A 24,088-nucleotide genomic window follows, 5' to 3' on the forward strand; every position below is an offset into this window, starting at 1 on the left:
CTACAATCGCCTCCCCGCATTCATAGCTGTTACTTGCATGCCGACCTGTACGCTCCACCCCCTGCCCTACCAGGCCGACCCTGCGGCCTACTTCGCGCGTATTCGCCAGGCGCCCGGCGCCGTGTTGCTCGACAGCGCCCGGCCTAGCGCCGAACGCGGCCGCTTTGACCTGCTCAGCGCCTGGCCGCTGCAAACCCTCGCGCCCGCGATGGATGAACGTGGTAGCGCCTACCTGCAACGGCTGCGTGAAAGCCTGGCGCAACTGGGCCAGGCGCAGGTACCGGATGGCATCGAGTTGCCGTTTGCCGGCGGCCTGATCGGTTACCTGAGCTACGACTTTGGCCGGCGCCTGGAGCAACTGCCAAGCATCGCTGTCGATGACCTGGGCCTGGCCGATGCCAGCCTTGGCCTGTATGCCTGGGCACTGATCAGCGATCACCAGCAAAAGTGCAGCCAGCTGCTGTTTCACCCAAGCCTGGCAGCAGCCGAACGTCAGCGCCTGATTGAACTGTTCGAGGCGCCACCCGCTATCGATACCGCCAGCTTCGCCCTGCAAGCACCGATGCGCGGCGATATCAGCGCACACAGCTACCGCCAGGCCTTCGACCGCGTGCAGCAGTACATCCATGCCGGCGACTGCTACCAGATCAACCTCACCCAACGCTTTCGCGCGCCCTGCCAGGGCGACCCCTGGCACGCCTACCAGGCCCTGCGCCAGGCCTGCCCGACGCCGTACTCGGGGTTCCAGTTGCTGGCCGACGGCAGCGCGCTGCTGAGCTTCTCGCCGGAGCGTTTCATCCAGGTCAGCAATGGCCAGGTCGAAACCCGGCCGATCAAGGGCACCCGCCCGCGCAGCAGCGATGCCGACGAAGATGCGCGCAACGCCGCCGAACTGCTGGGCAGCAGCAAGGATCGCGCAGAAAACCTGATGATCGTCGACCTGCTGCGCAACGACCTGGGGCGCACCTGCGAGATCGGTTCGGTGAAGGTCCCGGAGCTGTTCAGCCTGGAGAGCTACCCCAACGTCCATCACCTGGTCAGCAGCGTCACCGGGCGCCTGGCGGCCGGCAAGGATGCCCTGGACCTGATCGCTGACAGCTTCCCCGGTGGCTCGATCACCGGCGCACCGAAAATCCGCGCCATGCAGATCATCGACGAGCTGGAACCCAGCCGTCGGGCGCTGTACTGCGGGTCGTTGCTGTATGTGGATGTGCGCGGCGAGATGGACAGCTCGATCGCCATCCGCAGCCTGCTGGTCAAGGACGGTCAGGTGTGCTGCTGGGGGGGTGGCGCAGTGGTGGCGGATTCGGACTGGCAGGCGGAGTACGAAGAGTCGATCACCAAGGTCAAGGTGTTGCTCGAGACCTTGCAAGGCCTCTGAAAAGCATCGCGGGGCAAGTCGAGGCGGCGGTGCGACGCCTCGACTTGCCCCGCGATGAGGCCCTACAGGCTCAACGAGCGGTTCGAAGCCTTGATGAACTCTTTCTTCAGCGCCGCAAAATCATGCACCGCCGGGAACTGCGGAAACTCGCGGATCACGTTCTCCGGCGCATGGAACAGAATCCCTGCATCTGCCTCGCCGAGCATGGTGGTGTCATTGTACGAATCCCCCGCGGCAACCACCCGGTAGTACAGGCTCTTGAAGGCCAGCACCGACTGGCGCTTGGGGTCTTTCTGGCGCAGCTGGTAGCCGGTCACCCGGTCGTTTTCGTCGGTGATCAATCGATGGCAGAGCAGCGTCGGGAAGCCCAGCTGGCGCATCAGAGGCTGGGAGAACTCGTAGAAAGTGTCGGAAAGAATCACCACCTGGAAACGCTCACGCAGCCAGTCGACGAACTCGATGGCGCCGTCCAGTGGCTTGAGCGTGGCGATCACCGCCTGGATATCGGAAAGCTTCAGGCCGTGCTCATCGAGGATGCGCAGGCGCTGTTTCATCAGCACGTCGTAATCGGGAATGTCACGGGTGGTGGCCCGCAGCGATTCGATTCCGGTTTTTTCCGCGAAGGCGATCCAGATTTCCGGGACCAATACGCCTTCCAGGTCGAGACAGGCAATTTCCACAGCACACTCCTCGAACAACGCCAAAAATGGGAAGCCGCACTCTACATGCGCGGCGTCTACCCGGGCAATTTTTGTTAAGATCAGGGCATTACGAGCGCCAAGCGCCATTCAATGACCGGAAGCCGCCTGATGAGCCAACCCTTCGACGTCGCCGCCCTGGCCGCGACCTACGCCAACAAGTCGCCGCAAGACATCCTCAAGCTGGCCTTCGAGCACTTCGGCGATGACCTGTGGATTTCCTTCAGCGGCGCCGAGGACGTGGTGCTGGTGGACATGGCCTGGAAGCTCAACAAGAACCTCAAGGTGTTCAGCCTGGATACCGGCCGCCTGCACCCGGAAACCTACCGTTTCATCGACCAGGTGCGCGAACAGTACCAGCTGCCGATCGAGATCCTCTCCCCCGATCACAGCAAGCTCGAGCCCTTCGTCAAGGAAAAAGGCCTGTTCAGCTTCTACAAGGACGGCCATGGCGAGTGCTGCGGCATCCGCAAGATCGAGCCGCTGCGGCGCAAGCTGAGCACTGTCAGCGCCTGGGCCACCGGCCAGCGCCGCGACCAGAGCCCGGGCACCCGCAGCCAGGTGGCGGCGCTGGAAATCGACAGCGCCTTCTCGAGCCCCGAGCACACCCTGTACAAGTTCAACCCGCTGGCACAGATGAGCAGCGAGGAAGTCTGGGGTTACATCCGCATGCTCGAGCTGCCGTACAACAGCCTGCACGAGCGCGGCTTCATCAGTATCGGCTGCGAGCCCTGCACCCGCCCGGTGCTGCCGAACCAGCACGAGCGCGAAGGCCGCTGGTGGTGGGAAGAGTCGACCCAGAAGGAATGCGGGCTGCACGCCGGCAACCTGATCACCAAGGGTTGACTTCCTCGCGCTGGCAATAGCGCTCCAGGTGCTGCTCAAGGTCGATAATCGCCTGGCGCAGCATCTGCACCAGCTGGCTGATGCGGTGGGCCGGCGCCTGTGTACTGCAGGCCTGTTCCAGCTGTACACAAACTGCCAACACCTCATGAGCACGGATCATCCGCGCCCCGCCCTTGAGCCGATGCACCAGGTCGGCCAACGCCACCCGATCCTTACCATCGTGCAACCGGTCCAGACCGCGCAGGTCCTGGCGATTGCTGCTGACCAGATCGCCGAGCAGGGCCCGGACCTTGTCCTGATCACCGGCGGCCAGCACCAGCAGGCTGGAGATGTCCATGCCCGGTAGCACCGGCGCTGCCTGGGCCACCACCGGCACCGCGATACGGCCCGTCAGGCCCTCCAGCGCCTGCTGCAGATCGTCGATGCTCAAGGGCTTGAACAGGCAGGCATTCATTCCCGCCGCCAGGCAGCGGGCACGTTCCGACGCCTGGGCATTGGCGGTCACCGCCAGCACCCGGCAAGCCTCGCGGCCGGCGCGCCGCTCATGCTCGCGGATCGCCCTGGCCAGCCGATAGCCATCGAAGATCGGCATGTTGCAGTCGGCGATGACCACATCGAACGACTCGCGCAGCCAGCAGCGCAAGCCCTCGCCGCCGTGTTCGCAGACCCGCACGCGATGGCCCAGGTAACCGAGCTGGTGCATGAGCAGGATGCGATTGGCCGGGTAGTCATCCACCACCAGCACCTTCAGCGGCTTGCTCAGGCCTGCGCTCTCCCGGCGCCGGCCCGGAGCGTCGCTGGACGCCGCCGGTGGCAGGCAGGCCAGGTTCAACTGCACCTCGACACGGGTACCGACACCGATACTGCTGTCCAGCTGCATACGCCCGCCCATCAGCTCGCACAGCATCCGGCAGATGCTCAGCCCCAGCCCGGCACCATTGCGCCCGGCCTGGCGGTTGTTGCTGGCCTGGCAATAGGGCGTACCCAGGCGTGACAAATCGGCCATGGGAATGCCGACGCCGGTATCTTCCACCACCAGGCTCACCTCCACGCGGCGCAGCCGGCGCTGGGTGTGCAGGCGCACACGCACCGAGCCTTCACGGGTGAACTTGATGGCATTGCTGATCAGGTTGGAGAGAACCTGCTTGAAGCGCAGGGCGTCGAGCAGCACGTCGCTGTCCAGGGCGCCGGTAACCTCCAGGTGCAGGCGCAGGCCCTTGCCCAGGGCCTGCTGTTCAAACATGCGCACCACCCCTTCGACCTGCTGGCGCAGCTGGGTGCGGCGCGGTTCAAGGAGCAAATGGCCGGATTCGATGCGGGTGACATCCAGCACATCGCCGAGCAGTTCAAGCAGGCCACGCGCCGAGCTTGAGGCCACCTCGATAGCCAGCCGGTCGAGCACACCCTGATCGGCCTTTTCCTGGGCCAGTTCGAGCATGCCCAACAGGGCGTTCATCGGCGTGCGGATCTCGTGGCTCATGGTCGCCAGAAACGTCGTCTTGGCCTGGTTAGCCGCCTCTGCCTGTTCCTTGGCCGCTTGCAGTTCAGCATACATCTCGGTCAGGGCACGCTCGGCCCGTTCGCACTTGCGGATTGACTGGCGCAGGTAGTGAATCCACACCAGCGCCAGCGCCAGCAAGCTGCCGACCACGGCACAAGCCTGGGCAATCAGGCGCCCGTTTTCGTGCCAGAAACTGTCGACAATCGCCAGCGTGGGGTGTTGCGCCACCACCGCATGCGCTTGCGCCTCAAAGGCGTGCAGGCCGCGGATGGCATCCGGCCAGATGCCTGGCGCTACCTCTTCGGCCCCGGCCACTGTGGCCAGGCACTGCAGTACCAGCAACACCAGCGCCTGCAGCAAGCGAGCATGCACACAATTGGGCAACCTAAATGAGCAGGTTGCGCTTGGCGACATCCGCCAGGTCCACCAATGATTTGACCCTCAATTTCTCGATCAGACGGGTTTTGTACGTGCTGATGGTCTTGTTGCTCAACAGCATCGCATCGCCGATGGCCTTGTTGCTCAGGCCGCGGGCCAGTTGCTGCAGCACCAGCAGTTCACGGTTGGTCAGGCTGGCGATGCACTCGGCTTCCGAGGCGCGCACATCGACCCTGCTCACCGAGCTCAAGGCGACTTCAGGGAAGTAGGTGTAGCCGGACATGACCGCATGCACGGCCTTGCTCAGCTCGCATAAATCGTCGGTTTTCGATACATAGCCGACCGCGCCGGCCTTCATGCAGCGCAGGGAAAAATAATCAGCCTGCTGAGAGGTCAGGATCAGAATTTTCAGCGCAAGCTTCATTGCTTTGACCCGGGCAATCACCTCCAGGCCGTCCAGGCCCGGAATGCTGATATCGAGGATCATCAGGTCCGGGCTCAGCTCACGAGCCAGGCGCACGGCATCGATGCCGTTGTCGGTCTGGCCGACCACTTCGAAGCGCTCGCTGACCAGCAGCAGGTTGACGCTTGAGCGAATAAACGGGTGATCGTCCACGATCAGAACACTACTCATACCTTCCCTCATACCACGACGGTGACTCGGTCCGATTCACCCCTTGAAGGCAATTTCGCGACGTTGCTCGCCCTCGACCAGCTCAAAGCGATAGTGGCGCCCGGCCTGTTTCTCGAATGCACGGACCTTGCCCGGCAGCACATGGTGCTTGGTCGCCGGGGCGCAGTCCTTGTTGCCGGCGGCGCAATCATTGAAATGATCGAGGACGATGGTGGTGTTGCCCCGGTTGGGGACCAGGAAGCGCCCGGCCTCATGCTCGACCTCGACCTGGTAGCGGCTGGCCTGGGGCCGCACGAACAGGATCGAGCCGTAGCCGGCCAAAATGTTGACCCCGACCTTGAGGGCGTTTTCATAGCGCTCGGCTTCATCTTCGGTCACGGCAAAACCGTCGTTGACCTCAGGCAGCACCGGGATGAAACGCAGCCTGAAGTAACGCTCGTGTTCACGCTCGCCGCGATACAGCAGGCGCACCGCCTGCATGCCATTGGCGGGGATGATCAACCGCGCAGGACTGACCACCAGGCCACGCTGCAACGCCTCGCGGCCGTCCATCTCGACTTCGCGGGCCTGGCCCTGCTCATCGTAGACCAGCTCGGCGACGCTGACCTTGACGAAGGCGGTAGTGTCGCCGCCATTGCGCACGCGCTTGAGCAACGTGCTCTTTTCACCGTCGAGGTAATCGTAGAAGGTCCCGATGTTGAGCTCGGGCCCGGCGAGCGCAGCGCTCGCCACCAGTATCCATAGCAGCGGTACCGCCAGTATTCCTTTCATGTCGTTTAGCTCCCAGCTCAACTGGCCAATTAATATCATTCTCATCCACCCTGCCTGTCCGGGCAACCGGCAGGAGCTGTAGGAAATTTCCTTAACTGACAGCGAAACTTCCAATTGCCCCGTTCGGGGGTTGTTTAAAGCGCAGCATCCAGTACCAGCGTCACATCGCCCTGGAAGGTTTCGCCCGGGTACCCGAGCATCGAGGCGGTATCGGCCTGGGACACTTCGAACAGCAAGCGCGCCTGACGGTCGAGCGTGGCCTCGACGGTATCGATGGTCAGCGCGGCCGGCGCTCCGACCGGCAATACCAGGTTATCCACCGGCGCCCCTTGGTGCTTCATGCTGGACGGCAGGGTCAGGGCGACTTTCAACGGAACCTGGTGGCCGTCGCGGCCGCGAATGCCGCAGCGCCCACCCAGGTCGTATTCGCAGCGGGTGTGCACGCTGATCGCACCGGTGGTCCAGATCTGGAATGGCAGCACCCGGTACAGGCGCTGAGGTGGCGTGCCGCGATTGATCCAGCTTGCCCAGCCACCGGGCGGTTCGAGTACTGCGCGTTCGGAGCCAGGCGGAAACTCGAGCTTCAAGGGGTGTTTGACGGTGAACTCGAAATTGAAGGTGAGCATGTTGGTGCTGACACTGGTGAATCGATTACCCAGGTCAAAGTCCGCCCCACTGCCACCGACGCTCAATTGCAACTGGGCCCGGTAGACGCCATTTTTCAGTGAGAGCGGCGAAGGCAACTGCAGGTCAAAAGCAAGCCCCTCGATAGTGCTATCTATATTGATAACGGTCCCGGCACTGCCGCTGCGTCCGACCATGTAACAACCGGTTGAAATAGCTGTATCGATTCGCCCCAGATACACCGTAGCGTTTCTGTCCTCGGTCGCTGCAACCCGTTCACACGCGCCATGGGTAGGCCCCGCGACCAAGACCGTCAGGCCCGGCACCATCCTCAGGCCGATATGCGTCGCTCGGAACTGGGTACTGAACGAATCCCCTTGCTCATTAACCAGATTCAACGTCTTGCTTGGGGGAAGCCTGATGAAGTAATTGTCCCGCGGATGCGGTGCACGATGGATGAACGCCGTAGAAAAGCTCAACGGCAAATTGGCCGTAAACCGGTACTCGCTGCCGACGCAGGAGACCAATCCCGAACAAAAAGCCGCCCGCGGCGTGGTGTTGGTAAAGCCAGTAGGCGGCCTGCCGCTGTAACCCGGAATGTACTCGCCGGTAATGTCCACCACGCCGGCCTGGGCAACACCCGTGAAAGGTTCCGGACAGAACGCTGCGAACACCGAAAAGAGTGCCCCAAGGGTTGCGCACCGTGGTTGTTTCAGCCATCGCATCAAGCGTCCTCCTTCGATTGTTTCAGCTCAGCCCTGGCCACATTGGCCCCGGCGCAGGTCAGGTCGCCGACCAGCAGAATGTCGTTCTCGCGGGTGTACGTGCCCTGATCGAAGCTGAACAGGCACAAGGCATCAGCGCCCCGGCGAATTTCCAGGGTCGGCGTCGATTCGCTCATCTCGATGGCGAAGAAACCATCCGCCTCGCTCACGCTGCGGCTGGCGTGGTTGATTACCAGCGCGCCCCGCAGCGGCTGGCCTTTGCCATCGACCAGACGGCCGATCACGGTGACGGTCTGCATCACGCGTATCTGGTGATAATCGACCCCGCCGCGGTTGAGGTGGTACTCCACCGTAGCGGGCTGGATGACCGCGGCATGGGCGTCCCTGCCTTCGAAATCGAAATGCACCTGGCCGGCCTTGTAGGCGCTGACCGGAATGACATTGCGCCCCGGGCGCAGCACGGCGCTGTGGCCGTGATGGTCGTCGGCGCGCATGCGCAGCCCCTGCAGGTCCGACTCGACATCGATAATCAGGCCGGCCTCGTGGGGCAGGTACTGCCCGGACATCGCCACCTGGCCGGCGCCGATCGCCAGCACGCTGTCGAGGTTCAAACCGGCGGTCAGTTCGCCGTTGTACGACGAGCTCTGGGCATAGGCATCGCCATGCAGCAGCGGGCTCTCGAACAGGGCGCTGCCGCCAAAGCCGGTGCCGTAGCGGTCCAGCGAAACCGTGCCGGCCAGGCTCTGCAGTGCGCCGTAGTCGACATCTTGCTGATAGGTCAGCGAAGCGTTCTGATCGCGCCCGCCGTCGCGGGACGTGCGGCTGCCCAGGGTTGCCGAAATCCTGCGGCCCGGCCCGCCGAGGCTCATGCTCATGCTCAAGGTGACGCCGCGGTTGCGCGCATCACCCGAGCTGCTGGTGCCAGGGCGATCGAACACTGACAGCCGCCAGTGGGTATCGGAGTCCAGCAGCTTGCCAAAATAGCCCCAGCCGACATCGAAGCCGGTGCCGTTTGCACCGGTACCACTGCTATGGGAAACCCGTACGGTAGCGGTACTGTGGCGATCGACCCGGTGGTTCAGCGACAGAGCGCTCTGGCGCACCTCGCGCACGCTGAAGTCGCGCGGCGCGCCAGGCTGATCGTCTTCGAACCTGCGGCTGTCCAGCCAGGAGCGGCTCTGGCTGAACACCAGCGAGCCCGATGCATAGTTGTAGATGCCTTGCAGGTCGTAGCCGTTACCCTGATCTTCGGTGTGAAAAACGCTGCCATAGAGCTTGAACGGATCGAACACATCCCAGTCCAGCGAGCTGCCGTACTGCATGAGTTCATCGATGCGCTGGGCCGAGAGCCCGAGCACTGCCCGCGGGTGCAACAGGTAATTGGTAAAGACCCCGGCGGTCAGGCTGTTGTCATAGTCCTTATCCCAATTGCTCCACAAGGTGCTCTGCTGCCCGACATAAACGTTGTAGCGCCAGGGCGACTCGGCGTTGTTCCAGTTCGAGGGTTTGTAGATGAAGGCCTCGCTGCGCGAGGTTTCCTGGTTGTCTTCAATCAGGCGAACTTCTACTTCATAAATGCCTCCCGGCAGCACCCGGGTATCCAGCGCCTGCAAACCGGCCTGCACCGACTGGCTGTTGATCAGCACACCATCACGGTAGATTTCGGCGATAGCCGACCGGTTCGGGGTGACATAGATGGGCGTGGCGCTGGCCTGGCCATTATTGACCGCCAGGCTGTCGCTGCTGCCGAACATCAGGCCGCGGGTGGTATCGGGCAGGTTGCCGAGCAGGCGCGGCTGACGGGTCAGTCCCTGGGCGCCCGGGGTAAAGTAGCCCAGGCGAAAGAAATGCTGGTCGTGCACACGCTCGGCATAGAGCTGGTCGACACGGTGCCGGGTTTGCTCGGCGTAGTCGCTGTTGCGGTCGAACTGCGCCTCGCCAACGGCAGTCCAGTTGCCGACGCTGCCCTGCCCCTGCACGGCATAACGCCCGGTGGTTTCCAGGTCGCCACCGACCAGGTTCAACTGGTTGCGCAACAGCAAGCCGTGGCTGCCGCGTTCCGGCAAGGCGTGGTAAAGCGCCGGCTGGTCGCTGCGCTCCGCCGCCGTGGTGAGGATCGACAACTGTGAATTGACCAGGCTGTAGTGCAAGGCCACCAGCCCCAGCGGGCAACTGGAGAGGCAGTTGCCCAGCAACCTCGGCTCCTGCAACTGTTCGCGCCAGCGTGAACGCTCGCTGTCGGCGGCCTGACTCTCGAAGGTGTCGGTAAAGTCGAGCAGTTGCACCTGCTCATCGCGCGACAGCACCACCAGCGCATCGCCCAGGTAGCGACCATCGAGGTCGACGCGAACCGCCAGGGGCACATCAAAGAAGTGCTCGCCGAATTCTTGCGGCAAGCCTTGCGCCTGGCTCAACACCCCCAAGGGCCCGGCCGCTCCCCGGGCATCGGCCCAGGCACAGGCAGAACTGCAGAGCACAACCCAACCCAGGGCCAGTCGAACGGATGCAGCGAGAGACAAGTAATTGGCCATGTCCATTTTTTCACAGGCAATATTCACCCCGTACTCATCCAAACGAAGGAGCAACGGGGTGAATAGAAGGGGACAAAAAAACGCCGGCTGGCGACTTACGGCGAAACGGTCTCGAACAGCATGTTGACGATGCCCTGGTAGTTGCCTGGCACGTAGCCGCCAGCACCGGCCGACTGCGCGGCCACATCGAAGGCCACCAGGGTGCCGGCCGCCGCTGCGGCTGCCGGCACTACCGGCACCGAGGTGGTGGTCAGGTCGGTGCCGTTGACCGCGACGTCCAGACCGATGCTGTTGACGCCGCTGTTGATCACTGCCGGGCTGAGCAGACGGGCGGAAATCGCCCCGGTGGTGCTCTTGACCTGCAATTGCTTGCGGATCGGCTCAAGCGATTCGCGCAGGGCGTTCCAGGCCATGTTCTGCGGTTCGTTCATCCAGTTGCCGCCCACCGGCTCGACATAAAAGTTCTCGGTCGGAACGGTGGCGGTTACGGTGACTTGTTTCTCCAGTGGGTCGGCGGCAAATACATTACCAACGGCCAGCAAGGCGAGCGGCAGGGCCAGAAAAGTGCGCTTCATGAATTGATCTCCTCGAATTGACCTGTGCAATCGTCACAGGCGACGTGCCAACGGCGAATGCCGCACCGCACAGGGCGGTTGGCGAGGAGGATTATTCGGCAGATATCCGACGCAAAAAGTCGGACCACTCCCAGCAGAGTTGGGAAATTTCCCAAAGAGCATTAGCGTTCAATCGCACAAAAAAAAGGTTCTTCACGGAATCCCGGGGGCTATGATTCTTGGGTTGGGTTGCGGACTTATCCATTCGGTGTGGCGCCGCTGTTGGCCCCTTCCGCCCTTACGGCGGGTCCCTTTTGTTCTTGGCAAAAGGAACCAAAACCGCTCGCTCCAGCATTCGGCCCTACGCTGCGCTCCGGGTTCCTTCGCTACGGTGCCCTCCAGGGGCATCGCGGCCTACGACTTGCTTCGCCAAGTCTACGTCTTGCGACTTCGGCCTCGGCCGAAGGGTGCTACGCACCAGCCTCCTCCAGACACCTACGCTCAGCCTCCTGAAGTCGCGAAGTTACGGGCGGCGCCTGCACTGACGTATCTGCGAAAGCAGATGTTGGCGAAGCCATGCTGACGCAGGAGCGGGACAGCCCGCTGATAAAACGAGCACCAACTTGATCTTGATATTCATGCACGCACTTCCAGACGCCGCGAAAAGCGACTTCAGGAGGCCGAGCGTAGGTGCCTGTAGGGGCGGTGCGCAGCACCTTCGGCGGCAGCCGAAGACGCGAGATGTAGACTTGCGAAGCAAGTCGTAGGCCGCGATGCCCCGGAAGGTGCCGTAGCGAGGGGACCCGAAGCGCAGCGTAGGGCCGTATGCAGGAGCAAGCGGTTTTGCCTACTTCTTCCCAAGAGAAAAGTAGGCCGCCGTAAAGGCGGAAGGGGCCAGCAGCAGCCCCACACTGAATGGATAAACTCGCAGCCTCAACATCCCAACCCGGGATTCCGTGAAGAGCCAAAAAAAAGCGCCCCTTGAAGGGCGCTTTCTGCACATCAGCTATTGAAGACGCAAATCAGTGCACTGGCAACTCGACGCCTTCAAACAGCTCTTCAAGCTCCTGCTTGTTGTGGCAGGCGATCGCCTTGGCCATCACTTCGCGGGTCAGGTGCGGGGCGAACTTCTCGATGAAGTCGCACATGAAACCGCGCAGGAAAGTGCCACGACGGAAACCGATCTTGGTCACGCTGGACTCGAACAGCTCGCTGGCATCGAGCACCACCAGGTCATTGTCGAGCTTGGTGTCGACCGCCATCTTGGCGACGATACCGACGCCCAGGCCCAGGCGCACGTAAGTCTTGATCACGTCGGCGTCAGCGGCGGTGAACACCACTTTCGGGGTCAGGCCGCGGTGGCTGAAGGCTTCGTCGAGCTTGGAGCGGCCGGTGAAACCAAACACGTAGGTAACGATCGGGTATTCGGCCAGGGCTTCGAGGGTGAGCTTTGGCAGTTTGGTCAGCGGGTGGCCCTGAGGCACCACCACGCAGCGATTCCAGCGATAGCACGGCATCATCACCAGGTCGCCGAACAGCTCCAGGGCTTCAGTGGCGATGGCGAAATCGACGGTGCCGTCGGCGGCCATTTCGGCAATCTGCATCGGCGAGCCCTGGTGCATGTGCAGGGCCACTTCCGGGTACTGCTTGATGAAGCTGCTGATCACCGGCGGCAGGGCATAACGCGCCTGGGTGTGGGTGGTGGCGATCGACAGGGTGCCCTTCTTCTCGTTGGAGAATTCCTGGGCAATCTGCTTGATGCTCTCGACCTTGCGCAGGATCTCGCCGGCGGTGGTGATGATGCGCTCACCGGCCGGGGTCACGCGGGTCAGGTGCTTGCCGCTGCGGGCGAACACTTCGACGCCCAGCTCGTCCTCGAGCAGGCGGATCTGCTTACTGATGCCCGGCTGGGAGGTGTACAGGCTCTGCGCTGTCGCGGAGACGTTGAGGTCGTGGTGCGCCACTTCCCAGATGTAGCGCAATTGTTGAAGCTTCATAGGTATCCCTCAAATCAGCTGGGCGTCACCGGCAGCAGCGACGATTTATAACTATATTAGTGGTTTGAAGAATAAATCTAGAACTATTTTAGCAGTCTTCAAGGAACCCACCTACGTCACCCAGTTAAGACTTCCTACGACCGAGATGTTGCGCGAGCGGCACCATGTACACCGGCACCGGCGACAGCTGCAGCAAGCGCACAGCGGTGCGGCCAATCGGAATGTCAACGCCGGCGCCCTGGCTGTGGCTGCCGAAGATCAGCAGGTCGACACTCAGGCGCTGGGCCTGTTCGAGAATCACCTGCGCCGGGTCGCCCTGGCGCACGCGCACGGCCTTGATCAGGGCCAGGTCAGCCTCCTCGCCTAATTCGTCACGAAAGTTTTCCAGGACCCGCTGCTCGATGTTGGCCATCACCGTGGTGACGCCTTCGCTGTGCAGTTCATCGAGGGTCTGCTCGTCCAGGTAACTTTGCAGCAGTGATTCGGCGAACTGGCCCATGGGCTCGACTGCATGAATGACGTAGAGCTCTGCGTTGAAGGTCCGCGCCAGCGCCAGCGCGTGTTGCATGACAAAAGGCGCGTACACACCGAGGTCAGTGGCATACAGCATGGAACGGATCATTCGACCTCCTCGACTGCCACGACGGCAGAGCAAGCTTCAGCTTAGCAGCGCCAAGATCGGCCGCAGGGCCGTCCGGCGCCGAGGTTTGCCAGTCATCCCAGGGTCGGTTCGTTGCTGATCCCATGGGGCACATGGCCAGTGGCGACGACGCTGCGGGCCCGTTCGCAATGGCCGGCCTGATCGTCGAAGAACACATCGGCGGCGAAGGCTTCGAGGAACGCCGATTTGTCCAGGCCGCCAAGAAACAGCGATTCGTCCAGGCGAATATCCCATTCGCGCAAGGTGCGGATCACCCGCTCATGGGCCGGTGCCGAACGGGCGGTGACCAGCGCCGTGCGGATCGGGCAGGCGCCTTCCGGGAACTCCTTTTGCAAAAGGTTCAGCGCCGCCAGGAACGGCTTGAACGGCCCGCCACGCAACGGCTCACGCGCCGATTGACGCTCGCTGGCCTGAAACGCTTCGAGGCCGCCGAGCTGGTAGACCCGCTCGGACTCATCGGAGAACAGCACCGCGTCGCCGTCAAAAGCGATGCGCAGCTCGTCACTGGCCGCACGCTGGGCGCCACCGGAGAGAATAGTGGCGGCGGCAAAGCCAGCCTCCAGGGCGCTGCGTACGTCATCGGCATCGGTGGACAGAAACAGGTGACAACCAAACGCCGCCAGATACGGATAAGGACTACGACCGCCGACGAAGGCGGCGCGGTAAATACCCAGGCCGTGATGCTCGATCGAATTGAACACCCGCAAGCCGGTATCGGCGCTGTTGCGCGACACCAGCACCACCTCGACCCGCGCCTGGCCAAGATGGGCGTTCAGGCCCAGAAGCTTTTGCACCAGCGGGAAAGCGTCACCAGGTTCAAGCACTTCGTCTTCGTGTTCGATCTGGTACTGGCGATACGCCTCAACGCCCTCGGCCAGGTACAGCCGGTGGCTCTCGCTGAGGTCGAACAGCGCCCGGGAGGAGATGGCGACGACCAGTTTGTCACCGAGGTTCTTGCTCATATGCTGCTCCTATTGCGCTATTCTAGCGGGCCTCATCGCGGGTCAAGCCCGCTCCTGCAGGGGCGGTGCTGTTTGCCGGTCAATAAAAGCCAAGGCCTGATACAACACCTGCATCTTCGGCAACTCACAGCCCGCCGCCCGTGCCTGGGCCAACGGCTCGGCGTAGATCGCCGCCAGTTCCAGTGGCCGCTGCTGGGCGAAATCGTGGTACATGCTCGGCCAGTAGTCGGGCATCTTCTCGGTCACCGCAAACAGGTGCTCGGCATAGCCTTGCGGCAGTTCATGGCCACAGGCACGGGCACCCTGCACTACTTCGGCCATCAGCGCCTGGATCAATGCGCGGCTGTCGGCATCGGCCATCAGCGGCGTGGTACTGGCCTTGAGCAGCACAGACAACCCGTTGTAGGGCACATTCCACACCAACTTCTGCCAGCGCGCCTGGGCCAGGTTGCTCATGGCCTGGGAATCGATGCCGGCGCCATGGAACAGCGCCGCCCCGGCCTCGACAATCTGCTGGCGGCTGTCGTCATCGACCGCCGGGCCGCTGTGGTAGCCCAGGTTCACCGCGCCCAGCGACTGGTGGCGGATCACCCCCGGCGCTTCGCGGTTGACACAGATAAAGCACAAGCCGCCGAGCAGGTGCAGGTTGGCCGGCAGCAACGGTCGCAGCTGCTCTTCGACACCCAGGCCGTTCTGCAGCAGCACCACCTTGGCATCCGGCGCCGCCGCTTTGCCAATCAACGGCGCCAGTTCAGCGTTGCTGGTGGTCTTGGCGCCCACCAGCAGCCAGTCGCAGGGCGGCATGTCGGCGGCGTCGGCGTAGGCCGAAACCTTCATCTGCACGATGCCATGCACGGCGCTGTCGAGGCGCAAACCGTTGAGCTGAACGGCGTCGAACTCGCTGCGCAAGAGAAAGTGCACCTCGAACCCGGCACGCGCCAGCATCAGGCCATAGAAGCCACCAATGGCACCGGTGCCGATTACGCCGATACGCGGGCTGCTCGTGTTCATCCTGCTCTCCTCAAGCGTTCATTTTCTGTTCACATTTTTTACACGCAAATCATACGTTTTACGAACCTTCACTATACTGAGGCGAACAAGGTCAAAAAATCGACACGGAGTCGAGCATGCGTGGTTTCTTGCTGCACCCGGACGATGTTCCGGTGGAGCTGACCCTGCGTCAGTCGCCCAAACTGTTCCGCCAACGGCTGCACACTATCAGCCTGGGCGGAATCGCCTGCAATCACCCTCGGGCCTACCGACGCGGCATGGCGGTGGAAATGCTCATCCCCTCCCTCGGCGCCGAGGCGCGCTACCCAGGTTACGTGGCCTGGTGCCAGAAGCACCAGGACGGCTACCGGGTGGGTATTGCCTTTATCGACGAACAGGCGCTGTTTGGCGCACGCATGGGCGAACAGGTGTGCCAGATCCAGCACTTCTGTCAGGCCCGGGAACACGCCGCCAACCCCGATACCGATGTCGAAGCCCTCGCCCAGCAGTGGGTCAGCCTGCACGCCGGCGAGTTCTCCGAGGCCAGCCTTGAGGCAAGCCATACCCGGGAAATCCTCCTTCCGGGGTAAAAACCCCGTGGCTGTGGGCTTTTCCTTGCAGGAAAGCCGCCCTTGCCCATTGTCGAGCCACGGTGTAACGCGCTAAGGTTCGGCTCCCCGCTGCGTACAATTTTCGCTGCTCCGCCGCACGGGGATCGCTGGCGGCCGGCACCCGTGACCTGACGAGTAACACGATGGCTGATTTACCGATCGATGACCTAAACGTTGCCTCCAACGAGACCTTGATCACCCCCGATCAGCTCAAGAAGGAAATCCCCCTCAGCGCTACCGCCCTGCAGACCGTGACTGCCGGCCGCGAAGTGGTGCGCAATATCCTCGACGGCAAGGACCACCGCCTGTTCGTGGTGATCGGCCCCTGCTCGATCCACGACATCAAGGCTGCCCACGAGTATGCCGAGCGCCTCAAGGTGCTGGCGGCAGAGGTGTCCGACACCCTGTACCTGGTCATGCGCGTGTATTTCGAAAAGCCGCGTACCACCGTCGGCTGGAAGGGCCTGATCAACGACCCGTACCTGGACGACTCGTTCAAGATCCAGGACGGCCTGCATATTGGCCGCCAGCTGCTGCTGGACCTGGCGGAAATGGGCCTGCCGACCGCCACCGAAGCCCTCGACCCGATCTCGCCGCAGTACCTGCAGGACCTGATCAGCTGGTCGGCCATCGGCGCGCGCACCACCGAATCCCAGACCCACCGCGAAATGGCCTCGGGCCTGTCCTCCGCGGTCGGCTTCAAGAACGGCACCGACGGCGGCCTGACCGTTGCCATCAACGCCCTGCAGTCAGTGTCGAGCCCGCACCGCTTCCTTGGTATCAACCAGGAAGGCGGCGTGTCCATCGTCACCACCAAGGGCAACGCCTACGGCCACGTGGTGCTGCGTGGCGGCAACGGCAAGCCCAACTATGACTCGGTCAGCGTCGCCCTGTGCGAACAGGCCCTGGCCAAGGCCAGGATCAAGCCGAACATCATGGTCGACTGCAGCCACGCCAACTCCAACAAGGACCCGGCCCTGCAGCCGCTGGTGATGGAGAACGTCGCCAACCAGATCCTCGAAGGCAACCAGTCAATCATCGGCCTGATGGTCGAGAGCCACCTGAACTGGGGCTGCCAGGCAATCCCGAAAGACCTCAACGACCTGCAGTACGGTGTCTCGATCACCGACGCCTGCATCGACTGGGCGTCCACCGAGAAAACCCTGCGCAGCATGCACGCCAAGCTCAAGGACGTGTTGCCCAAACGCCAGCGCGGCTGACAGGCAGGTACAAAAACGCCGGGCAATTGCCCGGCGTTTTTGTTGGTGCGTTGAACAGCAGCGCAAAGGGCTGCCCTTCGTGATCTTCAGGCCTTGTTGGTGGCGTGCTTTTGCTGACGTTCCATGTAGCGCTCAACATAGGAGCACGACGGAATCACGGTATAGCCCATGTCTTCGGCGTACTTGAGCGCCTGCTCGGTGAGCGCCGCAGCAATACCCCGGCCACGCAACGCGTTGGGCACGAACGTGCGGTAGATATCCAGGGTCTGCTTACCCAGGTCCATGTAGGTCAGGTAAGCACGATGACCGTCCACATTGGTCTCGAACTGATGACCAGCCTGGTCATGGTGGATGGACAACGCCTCGCTCATCACTACTCCTCGCGGGTCTTGTGCTATGACCCTACCTTACCGATGTTTGTCCGGCGAAGGAACCTCTACGCCACCCCGTGCCCCATTGGACAACGAGAAGAGCATGGCTGTTCTCTGGCAAATGAGCACGTACAAATAGTAGGCGCCCGATGCCCGGATGCTCAAGGTGGCTGGTCGCAAATTTCACCCACTTGTGGCAAGCGGACACGGCGGCGAGCATCGGCCTGAACAGTTGCCGGATGTTGTAGTGCTATGACGAAGGATGACACTTTAAGTCACTTTTAGTTCAACAAATTACACACTTGCTACACTTGTTAGCACCCGCGCATGCGGCGCCTTCACAGTTTTTCTACATAAGGCTGTGGCGGACCCGGGACAGGCGCATTTTTTTGCAGTTCTTGCGCTCTGTCAGTTTACTTACTACAAGTAATGGGTACTATGTACGCCGGCCAGTTTCTCTTTCTTGAGAGATGGCTATTTAATAGAAAGTCCTTGAAGGGGAACACGATGAACAACGTTCTGAAATTTTCTGCTCTGGCTCTGGCCGCAGTCCTGGCTACCGGTTGCAGCAGCGTATCCAAAGAAACCGAAGCTCGTCTGACCGCTACCGAAGACGCAGCTGCTCGTGCACAAGCTCGTGCCGATGAAGCCTATCGCAAAGCTGACGACGCTCTGGCTGCTGCTCAAAAAGCACAACAGACCGCTGACGAAGCTAACGAGCGCGCTCTGCGTATGCTGGACAAAGCCAGCCGCAAGTAATAGTCCTTCGGGATTGTTATTGGAAGCCGACCCACTTGTGGGTCGGCTTTTTTATTGCCGCCGTGAAAGTGTAACAGCAGAAACGACGAGGCCTGCACGATGGCAGGCCTCAGGTACAGCAGGAATGGCTTACTGCATGTCGTAAGGCACGCTGGACACCATCGGCGCCGGGTTGCCAGCGCCATTGGGCACGGCGATCTCCACCGGCATGCCGTCTTCGGCGGCGACCACGTCACGAACCATGTCCCAGTTCATGCGCAGGTTGTTGGCCAGGTCTTCGCGCTTGAGCAGGGCGTTGATGACCGCGGTGTGCTTGTCGACCACCGACGGGTCGCCCTTGTCGTCCAGCGGCGTGTGCGCCTCGAGATAGACCTTGCCGGCACTGATACCGAACTTGTACGGCTCGTTGATGATGCGCACCGGCACACCGACCGGGGCCATCTTGGCCAGTTCCAGCACGTTGTTGTTGAACATGCGGAAGCAGCCGTGGCTGGTGCGCATGCCGATGCCGAATTTCTTGTTCGAACCGTGGATCAGATAGCCCGGCACGCCGAGGGTGAACTTGAACGGCCCCAGCGGGTTGTCCGGACCTGCCGGTACTACGGACGGGAGGATGTCGCCGTCTTCGGCGTGCTCCTTGCGGATCGAGGCTGGCGGCGTCCAGGTCGGGTTCGGGGTCTTGGCGGTGACCCTGGTGTTGGCGATCGGCGAACCCCAGCCTTCACGGCCGATGCCCAGCGGGTAGGTATGCACCACGTTCTGCCCTTTCGGGTAGTAGTACATGCGGTACTCGGCAAGGTTGATGACGATGCCTTCGCGCGGGCCCGGCGGCAGGATGAAACGGGTCGGCAGGATGATCTCGGTGCCGGCGCCCGGCAGCCACGGGTCGACGCCGGGGTTGGCGGCGATCATTTCCAGGTAGCCAAGGTCGTTGGCGGTGCCGATGTCGGCAAAGGTGTCTTCGTACTTGGCCTTGATCACCTGGACCTGGCCGATGACGTCTTCACCGGGAGGCGGCAGGGGGAACTCCAGCGCAGCAGCGGGACCTGCCGCCAGCAGGGCGGCCAGGGACAGGCAACGGGTGACGGCGGGAAAGCGCGGCAACATCCGGGAAATCCTTCGCTAATTCAATTGAGTCAAGCAATCGATTGTACACCGCCCCCGCGGAACAGGGAGATGTCCCGGGCGCAGTTGGCGGTGCAGGGGATGAAAGGTTATATCAGCGCGTTACAGCTCGGGCCACACTGGCCGCGTGCCACGGCGCTGGGCATCGAGGATTGCCCGGCACAGCGAGCACAGGCGGCGGTCACGGTAGATGCTGCGCTCGGCCTGCGACCAGCGCGGTTGCGCCGGCAACAGGGTGCCGCAGAGGGTGCGGTCGGCCGAGCCACCGAGCTCGAGCTGGCGGGCTACCAGGTGGACGCGGATCTCCTGGCAGGCGAACAGGTCAAGCTGTTCGTCAGGCTCGATCAATTGATAGGCATACAGGGACCAGGCGGGACGCGGCATCGGGGGCTCCAAATCGGGGGCGCAACATTAGCCGAAAGCCGGTCACTATAAAAGCGTCAAAGCAGCGGTTTTAGTTGCGGCCAGGCATTTTCCAGCAACCTGGCCTGGGCGCCCTGCGCCGGATGGATGCCATCGCCCTGCATCAGCTCGGGTACACCGCCCACCCCTTCGAGGAAAAACGGCACCAGCGGCACCTGTTTTTCCGTCGCCAGGTTTTCATACACCTGGGCAAAAGCCTCGTTGTAACGCTTGCCATAGTTGGGCGGCAGGCGCATGCCCAGCAACAACACCTTGGCGCCGGCAGCCCGCGAGCGGTCGATCATCGAGGCAAGATTTTGTTGCAATTGCGTTGGCAGCTGCCCGCGCAGGCCATCGTTGCCGCCCAATTCGAGCACCACCAGCTCCGGCTTGTGCTCTGCAAGCAGCGCCGGCAGCCGCGCCTGGCCGCCGGCACTGGTGTCGCCGCTGATCGAGGCATTGATCACTTTGGCGTCGAAACCCTCGCTCTTCAGGCGTTTTTCCAGCAAGGCAACCCACCCCTCGCGGGTATCCAGGCCGAAAGCGGCACTGATACTATCGCCGACAATCAGCACGGTCCCCGCGGCTGCGCCCTGGGCCAGGCACATCAAGGCCAGGCCAGCACTCAATAACCACACTCGCATCGGATTCTCCATGGGCCCCAGCATTCTCAGTGCGCGCAACCTTAGCAAAGTGGTCCCCAGCGCGGAAGGCGACCTGACCATCCTGCACGAACTCTCGCTGGAATTGAAACAAGGCGACAGCCTGGCCATCGTCGGCGCCTCGGGCTCGGGCAAATCGACCCTGCTCGGCCTGCTGGCCGGCCTCGACCTGCCTAGCGCAGGCTCCGTGACCCTGGCCGGCCACGACCTCGGCCCGCTGGATGAAGACCAGCGCGCACGGGTGCGGGCCGAGCATGTCGGCTTCGTGTTCCAGTCGTTCCAGTTGCTCGACAGCCTCAACGCCCTGGAAAACGTCATGCTGCCGCTGGAGCTGGACGGTCGCCGCGATGCCCGCGAGCACGCCCGCAGCCTGCTCGAACGGGTGGGCCTGGGCCAGCGCCTGAGCCACTCGCCGCGCCAGTTGTCCGGTGGCGAGCAACAACGGGTGGCCATCGCCCGCGCCTTTGCCGCCGAGCCTGCGGTGCTGTTTGCCGACGAGCCGACCGGCAACCTCGACAGCCACACCGGCGAGCGCATCAGCGACCTGTTGTTCGAACTGAACAAGGAGCGCGGCACCACCCTGGTACTGGTCACCCATGACGAACGCCTGGCCCAGCGCTGCCGTCGCCTGATCCGCCTGGACGCCGGCCACCTGGTCGCGCCGCTGGAGCCCTGATGAAACGCCTGCCGTTGTTCCCCCTGGCCCTGCGCCAGTTGCTGCGCGACGCCCGCGCCGGCGAGTTGCGCGTGCTGTTCTTCGCCCTGCTGGTGGCGGTGGCGGCCAGTACCGCGATCGGCTACTTCGGCGCCCGCCTCAATGGCGCCATGCTGCTGCGCGCCACCGAATTCCTCGGCGCCGACCTGGTGCTGCAGGGCAGCTCGCCGGCCGCCCCCGAGCAGATCAGCCGCGGCACCGCCCTGGGCCTGCAGCATGCCCAGGTGGTCGAGTTCTCCAGCGTGATCGCCACCGACAACGGCATCCAGCTGTCGAGCATCAAGGCGGCCAACGACCGTTATCCGCTGCGCGGTGAGCTGCGCAGCGCCGCCGAACCCTATGCCAGCGAAACCGCCGGTGGCGGCCCGGCACCGGGCGAGGCCTGGGTCGAGCCACGGCTGCTGGCAGCGCTGGAGCTGAAGATCGGCGACAGCATCGATGTCGGCATGAAAACCCTGCGCATGAGCCGGGTACTGACCTACGAGCCCGACCGCGCCGGCAACTTCTATAGCCTGACCCCACGGGTACTGATCAACCTTGCCGACCTTGAGGCCACCGGGGTGGTGCAACCGGGTAGCCGGGTCAGCTACCGCGAACTCTGGCGCGGCGAGCCCGAAGCCCTGGCCAGCTACCGTGACGCGGTGAGTAAAAACCTTGCCGCCAACCAGCGCCTGCAGGATTCGCGCGATGGCAACCAGCAAATCGGCGGCGCCCTGGGCAAGGCCGAACGCTACCTGAACATGGCCAGCCTGGTGGCAGTGCTGCTCGCTGGTGTCGCCGTGGCCCTGTCGGCCAGCCGCTTCGCTACCCGCCGTTTCGATGCCAGCGCCCTGCTGCGCTGCCTGGGCCTGTCGCGGCGCCAGGCGCTGAGCCTGTTCTGCCTGCAACTGGCGATTCTTGGCAGCATCGCTGCGCTGTGTGGCGCGGCGCTCGGCTGGCTGGCCCAACTGGGCCTGTTCCAGTTGCTGCAGGGGTTGATGCCGGCGCAGATCCCACCTGGCGGCATCGGCCCGGCCCTGGCCGGGATTGCCACCGGCCTGGTGGCCCTGGCCGGTTTCGCCCTGCCGCCGCTGGCCGCCCTGGGCCGGGTGCCGCCGCTGCGGGTATTGCGCCGCGACCTGCTGCCGGTACCGGCCAGCAGCTGGCTGGTGTATGGCGCCGCACTGTTCGCCCTCGGGCTGATCATGTGGCGGCTGAGCCTCGACCTGCTGCTGACCTTCGCCCTGCTCGGCGGTGGCCTGGTGGCCGCCTTGCTGCTGGGCGGCCTGCTGTTGCTCGGCCTGCGCAGCCTGCGCCGCCTGCTCGCCGGCAGCCCGCTGGCCTGGCGCCTGGGCCTTGGCCAGTTGCTGCGCCATCCGCTGGCGGCGGCCGGGCAATCGCTGGCCTTCGGCCTGATCCTGCTGGCCATGGCGCTGATTGCCCTGCTGCGCGCCGAGCTGCTCGACACCTGGCAGAACCAGCTGCCCAAGGACGCCCCCAACTACTTCGCCCTGAACATCCTGCCCGACGACAAGAACAGCTTCGCCCAGCGCCTGAGCGAGTTCTGCGCCGAAGCCGCGCCGCTGTACCCGGTCATCCCCGGACGCCTGACCGCAATCAACGGCGAGCCGGTGCAACAGATCGTCAGCAAGGAATCCACCGGCGACCGCGCGGTGCAGCGCGACCTGAGCCTGACCTGGGCTGCCGACCTGCCCCAGGGCAACACCCTGAGCGAAGGCCAGTGGTGGCAGGCCCAACCGCCGGCCGATGCCCTGCCCGGCGTCTCGGTGGAAGCCGAACTGGCCCTGAGCCTCAAGCTCAAACTCGGTGACCAGCTGACCTTCAGCATCGGCGGCCTGCAACGTCAGGTGCAGGTGAGCAGCCTGCGCACGGTCAACTGGGACAGTTTCCAGCCCAACTTCTACATGATCTTCCAGCCCCAGACCCTGCAGGACCTGCCGACCACCTACCTGACCAGCTTCTACCTGGCCCCCGGGCATGACCAGCAGGTGGTAGCGCTGTCGCGGGCGTTCCCGGCGGTGACCATCCTTCAGGTCGATGCGTTGCTGGAACAACTGCGCAGCATCCTCGCCCAGGTCACACTGGCGGTGGAGTACGTGCTGTTGTTCGTGCTGGCGGCGGGCCTGGCGGTGCTGTTCGCCGGTTTGCAGGCGACCCTCGACGAGCGTATTCGCCAGGGCGCCCTGCTGCGCGCCCTGGGCGCCGGGCGCGGTTTGCTGGTCAAGGCCCGACGCATCGAGTTCGGCTTGCTCGGGGCGGCCAGCGGCCTGCTGGCGGCGATTGGCTGCGAGCTGATCACCCTGGTGCTGTACCGCTACGCCTTCGACCTGCACTGGAGCCCGCACCCATGGCTGCTGTTGCTGCCGGTCCTCGGCGCCCTGCTGGTCGGCGGCGCCGGGGTCTACGGCACGCGCCGGGCGCTCAATGCCAGCCCGCTGGCGGTACTGCGCGAGGGCTGATCAGGGTTTGACGTAGTCGATGGCGTTGACCCACCAGCACATCTCGCCGGAAGGGGTCTGGACGATGACTTCATCGCCGACCTCTTTTTTCAGCAAGGCGCGGGCCATGGGCGAGTCGATCGAGATGTAGTCCATGCGCCCGTAGATCTCGTCGTAGCCAACGATGCGAAAGCGCTTGCTCTCGCCCTCCTCGTTCTCGATTTCGACCCAGGCGCCGAAAAACACCCGGCCTTCCTGCTCTGGCGAATAGTCGACCACGCGCATGTCTTCCAGGCGTTTGCGCAGGTAGCGCACGCGGCGGTCGATCTCGCGCAAGAGCTTCTTGTTGTACTGGTAATCGGCGTTCTCGCTGCGATCGCCCAGCGACGCTGCCCAGGTGACTTTCTGGGTGACATCGGGGCGGGTGACCCGCCACAACTGATCCAGCTCCTGCTTCAAGGCGTCGTAGCCGCCACGTGTGATGATCTTCGTGCTCAACAGTGTTCTCGCTCGGTGACCGCCAGCCAGCAGC

The 24,088-nt window shown here is 63.2% G+C and carries 24 protein-coding genes; 8 read left to right on the top strand and 16 right to left on the bottom strand.

All coding sequences use genetic code 11. From position 1 onward, the window contains the following. Positions 1-37 precede the first annotated feature (37 nt). Complete coding sequence (gene pabB / locus LOY22_RS17475; RefSeq protein ID WP_258594205.1) at positions 38-1,381, top strand: aminodeoxychorismate synthase component I; 1,344 nt, start codon at positions 38-40, stop codon at positions 1,379-1,381. A gap of 62 nt (positions 1,382-1,443) precedes the next feature. Here pabB and thrH read toward each other — a convergent pair whose 3' ends face one another. After that, positions 1,444-2,061 (bottom strand): bifunctional phosphoserine phosphatase/homoserine phosphotransferase ThrH, encoded by a 618-nt coding sequence (thrH, locus tag LOY22_RS17480; protein ID WP_213603770.1) that lies wholly within the window; start codon positions 2,059-2,061, stop codon positions 1,444-1,446. A 129-nt stretch (positions 2,062-2,190) separates the two neighbouring features. Between thrH and LOY22_RS17485 the strand changes: the two genes are divergently transcribed. Further along, positions 2,191-2,925, top strand: a complete 735-nt coding sequence (locus tag LOY22_RS17485; RefSeq protein ID WP_093387442.1) for a phosphoadenylyl-sulfate reductase — start codon at positions 2,191-2,193, stop codon at positions 2,923-2,925. On the opposite strand, the gene LOY22_RS17490 is transcribed toward LOY22_RS17485, so the two are convergent. The 4 genes from LOY22_RS17490 to LOY22_RS17505 all read right to left on the bottom strand — a co-directional run bounded on the left by LOY22_RS17490 (position 2,912) and on the right by LOY22_RS17505 (position 7,030). After that, a complete protein-coding gene (locus LOY22_RS17490) occupies positions 2,912-4,798 on the bottom strand; it encodes an ATP-binding protein (protein ID WP_176794242.1) in 1,887 nt (628 codons plus the stop codon). The two genes, LOY22_RS17485 and LOY22_RS17490, sit on opposite strands and share 14 nt — an antisense overlap. A 13-nt stretch (positions 4,799-4,811) precedes the next feature. Further along, complete coding sequence (locus LOY22_RS17495; RefSeq protein ID WP_195884647.1) at positions 4,812-5,438, bottom strand: response regulator transcription factor; 627 nt, start codon at positions 5,436-5,438, stop codon at positions 4,812-4,814. Positions 5,439-5,474: 36 nt separating this feature from the next. Continuing rightward, the gene (locus tag LOY22_RS17500; RefSeq protein WP_213603766.1) at positions 5,475-6,209 is read right to left on the bottom strand and encodes a molecular chaperone; all 735 of its coding nucleotides are present in this window, start codon (positions 6,207-6,209) and stop codon (positions 5,475-5,477) included. A gap of 134 nt (positions 6,210-6,343) precedes the next feature. Then, positions 6,344-7,030 (bottom strand): hypothetical protein, encoded by a 687-nt coding sequence (locus LOY22_RS17505; protein WP_258594209.1) that lies wholly within the window; start codon positions 7,028-7,030, stop codon positions 6,344-6,346. A gap of 259 nt (positions 7,031-7,289) precedes the next feature. Between LOY22_RS17505 and LOY22_RS17510 the strand changes: the two genes are divergently transcribed. Continuing rightward, entirely contained in the window at positions 7,290-7,424 is a 135-nt protein-coding gene (locus LOY22_RS17510) for a hypothetical protein (RefSeq protein WP_258594211.1), read from the top strand. Between the two features lie 133 nt (positions 7,425-7,557). Here LOY22_RS17510 and LOY22_RS17515 read toward each other — a convergent pair whose 3' ends face one another. The 6 genes from LOY22_RS17515 to LOY22_RS17540 all read right to left on the bottom strand — a co-directional run bounded on the left by LOY22_RS17515 (position 7,558) and on the right by LOY22_RS17540 (position 15,274). Next, positions 7,558-10,035, bottom strand: coding sequence for a CS1-pili formation C-terminal domain-containing protein (locus LOY22_RS17515; protein ID WP_408980926.1), 2,478 nt, complete (start codon positions 10,033-10,035; stop codon positions 7,558-7,560). Between the two features lie 149 nt (positions 10,036-10,184). Further along, entirely contained in the window at positions 10,185-10,664 is a 480-nt protein-coding gene (locus tag LOY22_RS17520; protein ID WP_258594213.1) for a fimbrial protein, read from the bottom strand. 1,001 nt (positions 10,665-11,665) lie between these two features. After that, entirely contained in the window at positions 11,666-12,640 is a 975-nt protein-coding gene (gene cysB, locus LOY22_RS17525; RefSeq protein ID WP_010222540.1) for an HTH-type transcriptional regulator CysB, read from the bottom strand. 124 nt (positions 12,641-12,764) lie between these two features. After that, complete coding sequence (locus LOY22_RS17530) at positions 12,765-13,262, bottom strand: universal stress protein (RefSeq protein ID WP_045194744.1); 498 nt, start codon at positions 13,260-13,262, stop codon at positions 12,765-12,767. Between the two features lie 92 nt (positions 13,263-13,354). Beyond that, positions 13,355-14,263 (bottom strand): 5'-nucleotidase, encoded by a 909-nt coding sequence (locus LOY22_RS17535; protein ID WP_093380979.1) that lies wholly within the window; start codon positions 14,261-14,263, stop codon positions 13,355-13,357. A gap of 42 nt (positions 14,264-14,305) precedes the next feature. Continuing rightward, on the bottom strand, positions 14,306-15,274 hold the full coding sequence (locus tag LOY22_RS17540) for a putative 2-dehydropantoate 2-reductase (protein ID WP_093380975.1): 969 nt from the start codon (positions 15,272-15,274) through the stop codon (positions 14,306-14,308). Positions 15,275-15,390: 116 nt separating this feature from the next. Between LOY22_RS17540 and LOY22_RS17545 the strand changes: the two genes are divergently transcribed. Then, on the top strand, positions 15,391-15,843 hold the full coding sequence (locus LOY22_RS17545; RefSeq protein ID WP_045194748.1) for a PilZ domain-containing protein: 453 nt from the start codon (positions 15,391-15,393) through the stop codon (positions 15,841-15,843). 164 nt (positions 15,844-16,007) lie between these two features. Further along, the gene (locus LOY22_RS17550; protein WP_045194753.1) at positions 16,008-17,084 is read left to right on the top strand and encodes a 3-deoxy-7-phosphoheptulonate synthase; all 1,077 of its coding nucleotides are present in this window, start codon (positions 16,008-16,010) and stop codon (positions 17,082-17,084) included. Between the two features lie 86 nt (positions 17,085-17,170). On the opposite strand, the gene LOY22_RS17555 is transcribed toward LOY22_RS17550, so the two are convergent. Beyond that, positions 17,171-17,455 carry a GNAT family N-acetyltransferase gene (locus LOY22_RS17555; RefSeq protein ID WP_010222546.1) on the bottom strand — a complete coding sequence of 95 codons (285 nt, stop codon included), beginning with the start codon at positions 17,453-17,455 and terminating at the stop codon, positions 17,171-17,173. 507 nt (positions 17,456-17,962) lie between these two features. Between LOY22_RS17555 and oprI the strand changes: the two genes are divergently transcribed. Further along, entirely contained in the window at positions 17,963-18,214 is a 252-nt protein-coding gene (gene oprI / locus LOY22_RS17560; RefSeq protein ID WP_003259780.1) for an outer membrane lipoprotei OprI, read from the top strand. 129 nt (positions 18,215-18,343) lie between these two features. Here oprI and LOY22_RS17565 read toward each other — a convergent pair whose 3' ends face one another. The 3 genes from LOY22_RS17565 to LOY22_RS17575 all read right to left on the bottom strand — a co-directional run bounded on the left by LOY22_RS17565 (position 18,344) and on the right by LOY22_RS17575 (position 20,385). After that, positions 18,344-19,321: a L,D-transpeptidase family protein gene (locus LOY22_RS17565; RefSeq protein ID WP_093380972.1), complete on the bottom strand. Its 978-nt coding sequence runs from the start codon at positions 19,319-19,321 to the stop codon at positions 18,344-18,346. Positions 19,322-19,441: 120 nt separating this feature from the next. After that, positions 19,442-19,723 carry a hypothetical protein gene (locus tag LOY22_RS17570; RefSeq protein ID WP_010222548.1) on the bottom strand — a complete coding sequence of 94 codons (282 nt, stop codon included), beginning with the start codon at positions 19,721-19,723 and terminating at the stop codon, positions 19,442-19,444. Between the two features lie 56 nt (positions 19,724-19,779). After that, complete coding sequence (locus tag LOY22_RS17575) at positions 19,780-20,385, bottom strand: arylesterase (RefSeq protein WP_176794241.1); 606 nt, start codon at positions 20,383-20,385, stop codon at positions 19,780-19,782. Positions 20,386-20,395: 10 nt separating this feature from the next. Here LOY22_RS17575 and LOY22_RS17580 point away from each other — a divergent pair, with 10 nt between their 5' ends. Both LOY22_RS17580 and LOY22_RS17585 read left to right on the top strand, forming a co-directional pair. After that, complete coding sequence (locus LOY22_RS17580; RefSeq protein WP_045194762.1) at positions 20,396-21,079, top strand: ABC transporter ATP-binding protein; 684 nt, start codon at positions 20,396-20,398, stop codon at positions 21,077-21,079. After that, on the top strand, positions 21,079-23,577 hold the full coding sequence (locus LOY22_RS17585) for an ABC transporter permease (protein WP_258594219.1): 2,499 nt from the start codon (positions 21,079-21,081) through the stop codon (positions 23,575-23,577). Before LOY22_RS17580 ends, LOY22_RS17585 begins: the two co-directional genes overlap by 1 nt. On the opposite strand, the gene greB is transcribed toward LOY22_RS17585, so the two are convergent. Further along, a complete protein-coding gene (greB, locus tag LOY22_RS17590) occupies positions 23,578-24,054 on the bottom strand; it encodes a transcription elongation factor GreB (protein WP_045194766.1) in 477 nt (158 codons plus the stop codon). It abuts the gene before it with no gap. Positions 24,055-24,088: the final 34 nt, after the last annotated feature.

Origin of the sequence: Pseudomonas sp. B21-035, assembly GCF_024748945.1 — a bacterium.
Classification (GTDB): domain Bacteria; phylum Pseudomonadota; class Gammaproteobacteria; order Pseudomonadales; family Pseudomonadaceae; genus Aquipseudomonas.